At 58.0% G+C, this 7,099-nt stretch carries 7 protein-coding genes; 6 read left to right on the top strand and 1 reads right to left on the bottom strand.

The window, feature by feature from the left end:
• The first annotated feature begins 206 nt into the window (after positions 1-206).
• The 5 genes from BDE01S_RS06835 to BDE01S_RS06815 all read left to right on the top strand — a co-directional run bounded on the left by BDE01S_RS06835 (position 207) and on the right by BDE01S_RS06815 (position 5,262).
• Positions 207-1,355, top strand: coding sequence for a trans-sulfuration enzyme family protein (locus tag BDE01S_RS06835; RefSeq protein ID WP_066079193.1), 1,149 nt, complete (start codon positions 207-209; stop codon positions 1,353-1,355).
• Between the two features lie 296 nt (positions 1,356-1,651).
• Positions 1,652-2,332: a DedA family protein gene (locus BDE01S_RS06830; RefSeq protein ID WP_066079190.1), complete on the top strand. Its 681-nt coding sequence runs from the start codon at positions 1,652-1,654 to the stop codon at positions 2,330-2,332.
• Between the two features lie 71 nt (positions 2,333-2,403).
• Positions 2,404-3,405 carry a glycosyltransferase gene (locus BDE01S_RS06825; protein WP_082790440.1) on the top strand — a complete coding sequence of 334 codons (1,002 nt, stop codon included), beginning with the start codon at positions 2,404-2,406 and terminating at the stop codon, positions 3,403-3,405.
• Positions 3,406-3,449: 44 nt separating this feature from the next.
• Positions 3,450-4,436, top strand: a complete 987-nt coding sequence (locus tag BDE01S_RS06820; protein ID WP_066079188.1) for an asparaginase — start codon at positions 3,450-3,452, stop codon at positions 4,434-4,436.
• 121 nt (positions 4,437-4,557) lie between these two features.
• On the top strand, positions 4,558-5,262 hold the full coding sequence (locus BDE01S_RS06815) for a toxin-antitoxin system YwqK family antitoxin (RefSeq protein WP_416178193.1): 705 nt from the start codon (positions 4,558-4,560) through the stop codon (positions 5,260-5,262).
• A 90-nt stretch (positions 5,263-5,352) separates the two neighbouring features.
• On the opposite strand, the gene prmB is transcribed toward BDE01S_RS06815, so the two are convergent.
• Positions 5,353-6,252, bottom strand: coding sequence for a 50S ribosomal protein L3 N(5)-glutamine methyltransferase (gene prmB, locus BDE01S_RS06810; RefSeq protein ID WP_066079182.1), 900 nt, complete (start codon positions 6,250-6,252; stop codon positions 5,353-5,355).
• A 102-nt stretch (positions 6,253-6,354) separates the two neighbouring features.
• Here prmB and BDE01S_RS06805 point away from each other — a divergent pair, with 102 nt between their 5' ends.
• Positions 6,355-7,032, top strand: a complete 678-nt coding sequence (locus tag BDE01S_RS06805; protein WP_066079178.1) for a sulfite exporter TauE/SafE family protein — start codon at positions 6,355-6,357, stop codon at positions 7,030-7,032.
• The last annotated feature ends 67 nt before the right edge of the window (positions 7,033-7,099 follow it).

Genomic DNA, 7,099 nt, shown 5'->3' with positions numbered 1-7,099 from the left:
TGTGTGTTCGACTAAATGAGAGATTATATCACTTGTCGCTTTGAATCCAAACAAAATAGCGGGTGTTCATTGATTGTGGCTATTTTTGAGATATAGCCATTCAAAATCAGCATGAGACGATGCCAGGCAAAGACGCATCATTTTGTGTTGAATGGCGATAATGATAGAATGGGGCGGTTATTTCTGAGCTAAACAGGGGCGTCATCATGAAGTTTGCAACCAAAGCCATTCACAGCAGCTACGATTGCGAGGAGCACAACCGCGCGCTGATGCCGCCGATTTATCAAAACAGTATGTTTGCCATGAATGAAATCGGCGAGCAGATTCCTTACCGCTATTCGCGCTTGAGCAATCCGACCCGTAAAATTCTGGAAGATACGGTGGCGGATTTGGAACACGGCGAGGCGGGTTTTGCTTTTGCCAGCGGCATGGCGGCGATTGATGCGGTGTGGCGCACTTTTCTGCAGCCGGGCGATACGATTGTGGCCGTGGCCGATATTTACGGTGGCGCTTATGATTTGCTGACCGAGGTGTACGCCAAGTGGGGCGTGAATGTGGTGTTTGCCGATTTGGGCAATCCGGATAATCTGCTGGCCGAACACAATGTGAAAATGCTGTGGTTGGAAACGCCGTCCAATCCGCTGCTGCGGCTGGTGGACATTCCTGCGCTGGCGGCCAAAGCCAAAGCGGCGGGCGCGCTGGTGGGCATAGACAATACCTTCGCCACGCCTTATCTGCAGCAGCCTTTGGATATGGGCTGCGATATCGTGTTCCACTCGGCCACCAAATACCTGTGCGGCCATTCGGATGTGCTGATGGGCGTGCTGGCCGTGAAGAGCAAGGCGCTGGCCAAGCCGTTGCAGGCGATGATGGTCAACAGCGGAGCGGTGGCGGGGCCGATGGATTGCTGGTTGGTGTTGCGCGGTATCAAAACGCTGGCGTTGCGTATGCAGGCGCATTGTGCCAACGCGCTTGAGATAGCCCGCCGCTTGGAAGCGCATCCGGCGGTAGAAAAAGTTTTTTATCCCGGCCTGCCGTCGCACGAGCATCACGCGCTGGCGCAAAAGCAGATGCCGCGCGGCGTGGGCGGCGTGGTAACGGTTTATCTGAAAAACGATACCCGCGAGGCGGCTAACAGCGTGATTAAAAACATGAAACTCGTCCGCATGGCTTCCAGCCTCGGCGGGGTGGAAAGCCTGGTCAACCACTGCTATACGCAGTCGCACAGCGGCGTGCCGCACGATGTGAAAGCCGAAATGGGCATCCGTGTCGGCCTGTTGCGCTTTTCCATCGGTATCGAAGATGCAGACGATATCTGGCAGGACATTTCCGCCGCGCTGGATACCACGCTGTAAGCGGTATCGGCAGGGCAGGCCGTCTGAAAACCGCTGCGGATTTTCAGACGGCCTGTTTGTAAGATAAGGCAATAAGCGGGCGCAACTCTTTCAGACGGCCTTATCTGTTGGTAAAATAGGCGTTTGTCGGGCAGAAGCGGCGACGCAAAATCTTGCTGCCTTGCCCGCGCCTTTAGTGTACGCCCGTACGCGGCGTTGACGGCCGCCCGCATGACTTGACGGCTGATTTCTCACTATCCGCCCCGGCCGCCTGAAAGGCGGCGGCTCTATCGACCTTTACTCTGGGACGCTTGCCGATGTTTGCAATCTTGGAAGCTTTTTTTGTCGAATACGGCTACATCGCCGTCTTTCTCGTGTTGGTGGCCTGCGGTTTCGGCGTGCCGATTCCCGAAGACATTACGCTGGTCACGGGCGGCGTGATTTCCGGCCTGGGCTATACCGATGTGCACATCATGTTTGCCGTCGGCATGCTCGGCGTATTGGTGGGCGACGGCTGTATGTTTGCCGCCGGACGCATCTGGGGCGACAAAATCCTCAAGTTCAAACCGATTGCCCGCGTGATGACGCCCAAGCGTTACGCGCAGGTGCAGGAAAAATTCGACAAATACGGCAACTGGGTCTTGTTTGTCGCCCGCTTTCTGCCCGGCCTGCGTACCGCCGTATTCGTGACCGCCGGCATCAGCCGCGTGTCTTACTGGCGCTTTTTGGCGATGGACGGCCTGGCCGCGCTGATTTCCGTACCGATTTGGGTGTATTTGGGCGAATACGGCGCCAAAAATACCGATTGGCTGATGCAGAAAGTCCACCAATTTCAGACGGGTATTTTCGTGATTTTGGGCATCGGCGCCGCCGTATTGCTCGGTTTCTGGTGGCGCCGCCGCCGCCGCTCCAGCTTCTTCCGCGCCAAACTGAGCGAGCTGCGCAGCAAGCGTGCCGCCAAACGCGCCGCCAAAGAAAACGGCACGGCGCAGGGATAAGCGGCGGGCAAACGGCCTTCGTGAGCGGAGGCCTTTTCTTTTGCCTGCCAAGCAGGTATTCGGGATAGGATATGGCCTTTTTAACCTTAATTGTGCCGCTTTATAACGGCAGCCGCTTTATCGACGCACTGAGCCGCAATCTGCTCGCCGTGCATCAGGCCGTGGCCGACACGGAGCTGCTGCTGGTTAACGACGGCTCGAGCGACGACACCCTGCCGCGCCTGCAGGCATTTTTGCAAACGGATGCCGCGCGGCCGCTCAATGTGAAGTTAATCGACACGCCCAACGGCGGCGTGAGCCGTGCACGCAATACCGCTCTGGCGGCAGCGGGCGGGCGCTATGTGATGTTTATGGATCAGGACGATGCCGTCGATGCGTCCAAGCTGGCCGCGCTGCTGGCGGAGTTGGCGCAGTCGGATGCGGATATGCTGCATTTCAACGCCGATGCACGCTACGCACGGCAAACCGAAGTTTATCCGCGCGACCGCTTTTTGACGGATATTCCGTTTTCATCGTATGCGTGGTCGTATGTCTATCGGCGGGCAATGATTGTGCGGTACGGGCTGCGTTTCAACGAAGGCATGAAATACCTGGAAGACGGGCTGTTTGTGCTGGCCTGCCTGCTGCGCTCGGAGCGGATTGTTACCAGCCCGCAGGCGGTTTATACCTATACCGACAATCCGCAATCGGTCATGCGCTCGGTACGCACGGCGGCGCAGACGCAGAAATTTTTAGACGACATCGGCGCGGCGGTTAAAGGCTATACCGCGCTGCTGCAGGCGGCGGATGCGGCGGGCGATGCCGCCGAGCGATTGCATGAAATCCGCGATTCCTTTCAATTTATCCATATCGTCAATATGTTGAAAGCCGGCGTATCCCGGCGCGAGCTGGCCGCGCGTTTGGCGGATGCGGGCTACGATTACCGCCTGCGGCATTATCCCAGCCGTTTCAACCGCCGCGTAGCAGTCGCCGCCCTGTGCCGCCTGTTCCGCAGCCAAACCCTGCTGGGCATATTGGCCGGCAGTCGGGCGATGTATTATGTGCAGCGGCTGAAAGCGGCACATCGGCTATAGGCCGTCTGAAAAAATACCTTACACGCAAACCGGGCAGATAAATTATGAACCCTTCCAAAAAAATCTTCGTTCTCTATACGGGCGGCACCATCGGCATGAGCCAAAGCAGCGACGGCCTGCGCCCCGATACCGCGCTGGTTGGGAAAGCACTGCAGCCGTTTTCAGACGGCATGGCGTTTGACTGGCATATCTGCGCGCCGCTGATTGACTCTTCCGCCGTGACCCTGGCCGACTGGCGGGCGTGGCTGGCGCTGCTGGCCGACAAAATCCCGCAATACGACGGTGTATTGGTGCTGCACGGTACCGATACGCTGGCCTATACCGCCAATATGCTGGCGCTGGCGTTGGAGGGTTTGGATAAACCTGTTGTGCTGACCGGCGCGCAATGGCCGTATGACGCGCCCGGGAGCGATGCGCCGCGCAATCTGGCAACTGCCGTGGCCGCTTTTGAATTGGATTGGCCGCAGGTGGTGATTGCTTTCGACGGCAAACTGTTTCCCGCCGTCGGCAGCAGCAAGGTAAGCACCGAAACCGCCGCCGGTTTCGACAACCTGCATTTCGGCTGCCTGGCCGAGCGGCAGGGGGAAAGTTGGGCGGCGGTATCCGTGCCGACAACGCGCTCAGCGCAGCCGTTTGGCGTGCACTTGCCCGCTGCGGATGCCGCAGTGGTTTGCCATACCTTAATTCCCGGCTGCGCGGTGCGGCAGATTTCAGACGGCCTGAAGCATACCGACGCGCAGGCGGTTATCCTGCAAAGCTACGGCCACGGCAACGCGCCTGCCGATGCGGCCTTTATCGAAGCCGTGGGCGCGTATGTCCGTCGAGGCGGGCTGGTGCTCAATATCAGCCAAGTGCCGCAGGGCTGCGCCGCCGCCGTGTACGCGCAGGGCAGCGCGTTGCGGCAGGCGGGTGTTGTCAATGCGGGCAAATGTAATTTGGAAACCGCGACCGCCTTATTGACTTTGGCCGTATCGGCAGGCTGGGATGCCGAAATCTTACGCGGTAAATTGCAGTCGCTGGGGCTGGTGTAGCGCGGCTGTTCGCGCATATTTGGCCCAAGCCGCCGTAAATGGCCTATAATGGCGTCTCTGACTCAACAGCCGCCGCATCCCGGATTGTTCCATGAACCGTTTTTTGCATACCGTATTCATTATGGGCGCCGCCGCCCTGAGCGCTAGCGCTTGGGCGCAACCCCATTCGGTGTATTTTAACCAGCAGGGCAAGCTGACCGCGACCATGTCGGCAGTGGCCTATGTGCGCCAATATCAGGTCACCGCCGGAAATGCCCTGGTGCAGGATTTCTATTATCCGTCAATGAAGAAATATTCCGACCCTTACCAAGTGCCGGCGGCGCAGATTAAGGTGTTCGTCCCCGTATTGAACAACGGCACGCTGACGCTTTGGCATTTCAACGGGCAGAAGAAAATGGTCGGCAGCTACCGCAACGGCAAGCCCAACGGCGAATGGACCAACTGGTATCCCAACGGGCGCAAATCCGCCGTGATGCCTTATGTAAACGGCATGAGCGAGGGCACGGGCTCGCGCTATTACCGCAACGGCAACAAAGAAAGTGAAATTCAGTTTAAAAATGACAAGGCCAACGGCTATTGGAAGCAGTGGTATGCCGACGGCCGCCCGAAAAGCGAAATGACCATGGTCAACGATAAGCCGACCGCCATCGTGAGCTGGGACGAAGAAGGCCGTCTGCTGTCGGAAATCACCATACGCAACGGCCGCCGCAACGGCATTGTATTGGATTGGTATGCCGACGGCGCGAAAAAATCCGAATCGGTGTATCTGGACGACCAGCTGGTGAAAAAGACCCAGTGGGACGAAAATGGCTATGTGCTTGAGTAAGCATTGTGCCTGTTGAATTTTAGAAGGAAAAGCCGTCTGAAAACCAATGATATGATTTTCAGACGGCTTTATGTTTGCATTAAAGCACGTTTATTCTTCGCCCAAAAGCTGCTCGCGCGTCAGCAGGAACACAAAGCCGTCGCCGCCGCTGGTTTCCAGCCAGGTAAACGGCAGCTCGGGGTAGGCGGCTTCCAATACGTCGCGGTTGTGGCCGATTTCCACCAGCAGCACGCCGCGCGGATTGAGGAATTTGGCGGCCTGCAGAATAATTTGGCGGGTGGCGTCCAAGCCGTCTTCGCCGCTGCCCAAAGCCATTTCCGGCTCGTGCAGGTATTCGTCGGGCAGCGCCTCGACCGATTCGGCATCGACATAAGGCGGGTTGGACACAATCAAATCGTAAGTTTCTTCCAAACCTTCAAACAAATCGGTGTGAATTAGATTGATGCGCTCTTCCAGGCCGTAATCTTCCACATTGATGGCGGCCACCTCCAGCGCGTCCAGGCTCAAATCGACGGCATCGACGGTGGCGGCGGGGTAGTGGTGCGCCATCTGTACCGCCAGGCAGCCGCTGCCGGTGCACAAATCCAGCGCGTGGTGCACCAGCTCCGGATGCTCGATCCACGGCGTCAGCGCATCGCCCAGCAGCTCGTAGATAAACGAGCGGGGCACAATTACGCGCTCGTCCACATAAAAATCAAATTCGCCCTGCCAAGCCTGATGGGTCAGATAAGCCACGGGTAGACGCTCGGTCACGCGGCGCTCGATCAGCGCCAACACTTCTTCTTTTTCCTGCGGCAGCAGCTTGGCATCGAGATAAGGTTCGAGCGTGTCCAGCGGCAGGTTTAAAGTATGCAGAATCAGATAAGCGGCCTCGTCGTGGGCATTGTCGCTGCCGTGGCCGAAAAACAGCTCGGCATCGTTGAAACGGCTGACGGCAAAACGCAGCAGGTCGCGCAGGGTGGATAATTCTTGGGCGGCTTGGGTAAACATGGGCTGTCCGTGGAAAAGGGATATACAAGACAGCGATTATAGCAGAAAGGCCGTCTGAATAAGGTGTACAATAGCAGCCGTTTGGTTTGGAATGCTTAGGCTATGAACGGTGACATCACGCTTCTGACATTGTTTCTGCTCGGCTTTTTCGGCGGCGGCCATTGCGCGGGTATGTGCGGCGGCTTATCCGGCGCGTTTGCCCTGCAGCTGCCGCCGCACATCAACCGCTTCGGCCTGATTATCTTGATGAACTTGGGGCGCATCAGCAGCTATGTATTTATCGGCGCGCTGATGGGGCTTTTGGGGCAGACCGGCATGCTTTTGGACGAAACGCGCTCGGTGCAGCTGGTTTTATTTGCCGCTGCCAATATTCTGCTGCTGCTGCTGGGTCTGTATCTGGCCGGCATCTCGGCGGCCGCATCCAAAATCGAAGCGCTGGGGCGGCCGGTGTGGAAGCGGCTGAACCCGCTGCTGGGGCGGCTGCTGCCGATACGCTCCGTCCCCGCCTGCTTCGGCGTGGGGCTGCTGTGGGGCTGGCTGCCCTGCGGCTTGGTGTACAGCGCATCGCTCTACGCGCTCGGCAGCGGCAGCGCGGCACAGGGCGGGCTGTATCTGCTGGCCTTTGCGCTGGGCACACTGCCGAACCTGCTGGCAATGGGCTTTTTCGCCGCCGGTTTGAAAAACATTCTGCAAAACAAAAAAATACGCTTCGCCGCAGGTATGCTGGTCGCCGCCTGGGCACTGTGGCAGCTGGCGGGTTTGGTGCGGACCTTGGTGTAGCGGCGGTTTGTGTGAAGCGGACGGGTGGGGATTTTTCAGACGGCATAGATGGGAGTAGATATACTCC

It is taken from the genome of Bergeriella denitrificans NBRC 102155 (assembly GCF_001592185.1).
Taxonomy (GTDB): Bacteria; Pseudomonadota; Gammaproteobacteria; order Burkholderiales; family Neisseriaceae; genus Neisseria; species Neisseria denitrificans.
Note: the sequence above shows the minus strand (reverse complement) of the source record. Positions and strands in the feature narration are given on the sequence as shown.

Coding starts and splice junctions, on each gene's coding strand:
- BDE01S_RS06835 (WP_066079193.1), top strand. CDS start 207: ATGAAGTTTGCAACCAAAGCCATTCACAGCAGCTACGATTGCGAGGAG.
- BDE01S_RS06830 (WP_066079190.1), top strand. CDS start 1,652: ATGTTTGCAATCTTGGAAGCTTTTTTTGTCGAATACGGCTACATCGCC.
- BDE01S_RS06825 (WP_082790440.1), top strand. CDS start 2,404: ATGGCCTTTTTAACCTTAATTGTGCCGCTTTATAACGGCAGCCGCTTT.
- BDE01S_RS06820 (WP_066079188.1), top strand. CDS start 3,450: ATGAACCCTTCCAAAAAAATCTTCGTTCTCTATACGGGCGGCACCATC.
- BDE01S_RS06815 (WP_416178193.1), top strand. CDS start 4,558: ATGGGCGCCGCCGCCCTGAGCGCTAGCGCTTGGGCGCAACCCCATTCG.
- prmB (WP_066079182.1), bottom strand. CDS start 6,252: ATGTTTACCCAAGCCGCCCAAGAATTATCCACCCTGCGCGACCTGCTG.
- BDE01S_RS06805 (WP_066079178.1), top strand. CDS start 6,355: ATGAACGGTGACATCACGCTTCTGACATTGTTTCTGCTCGGCTTTTTC.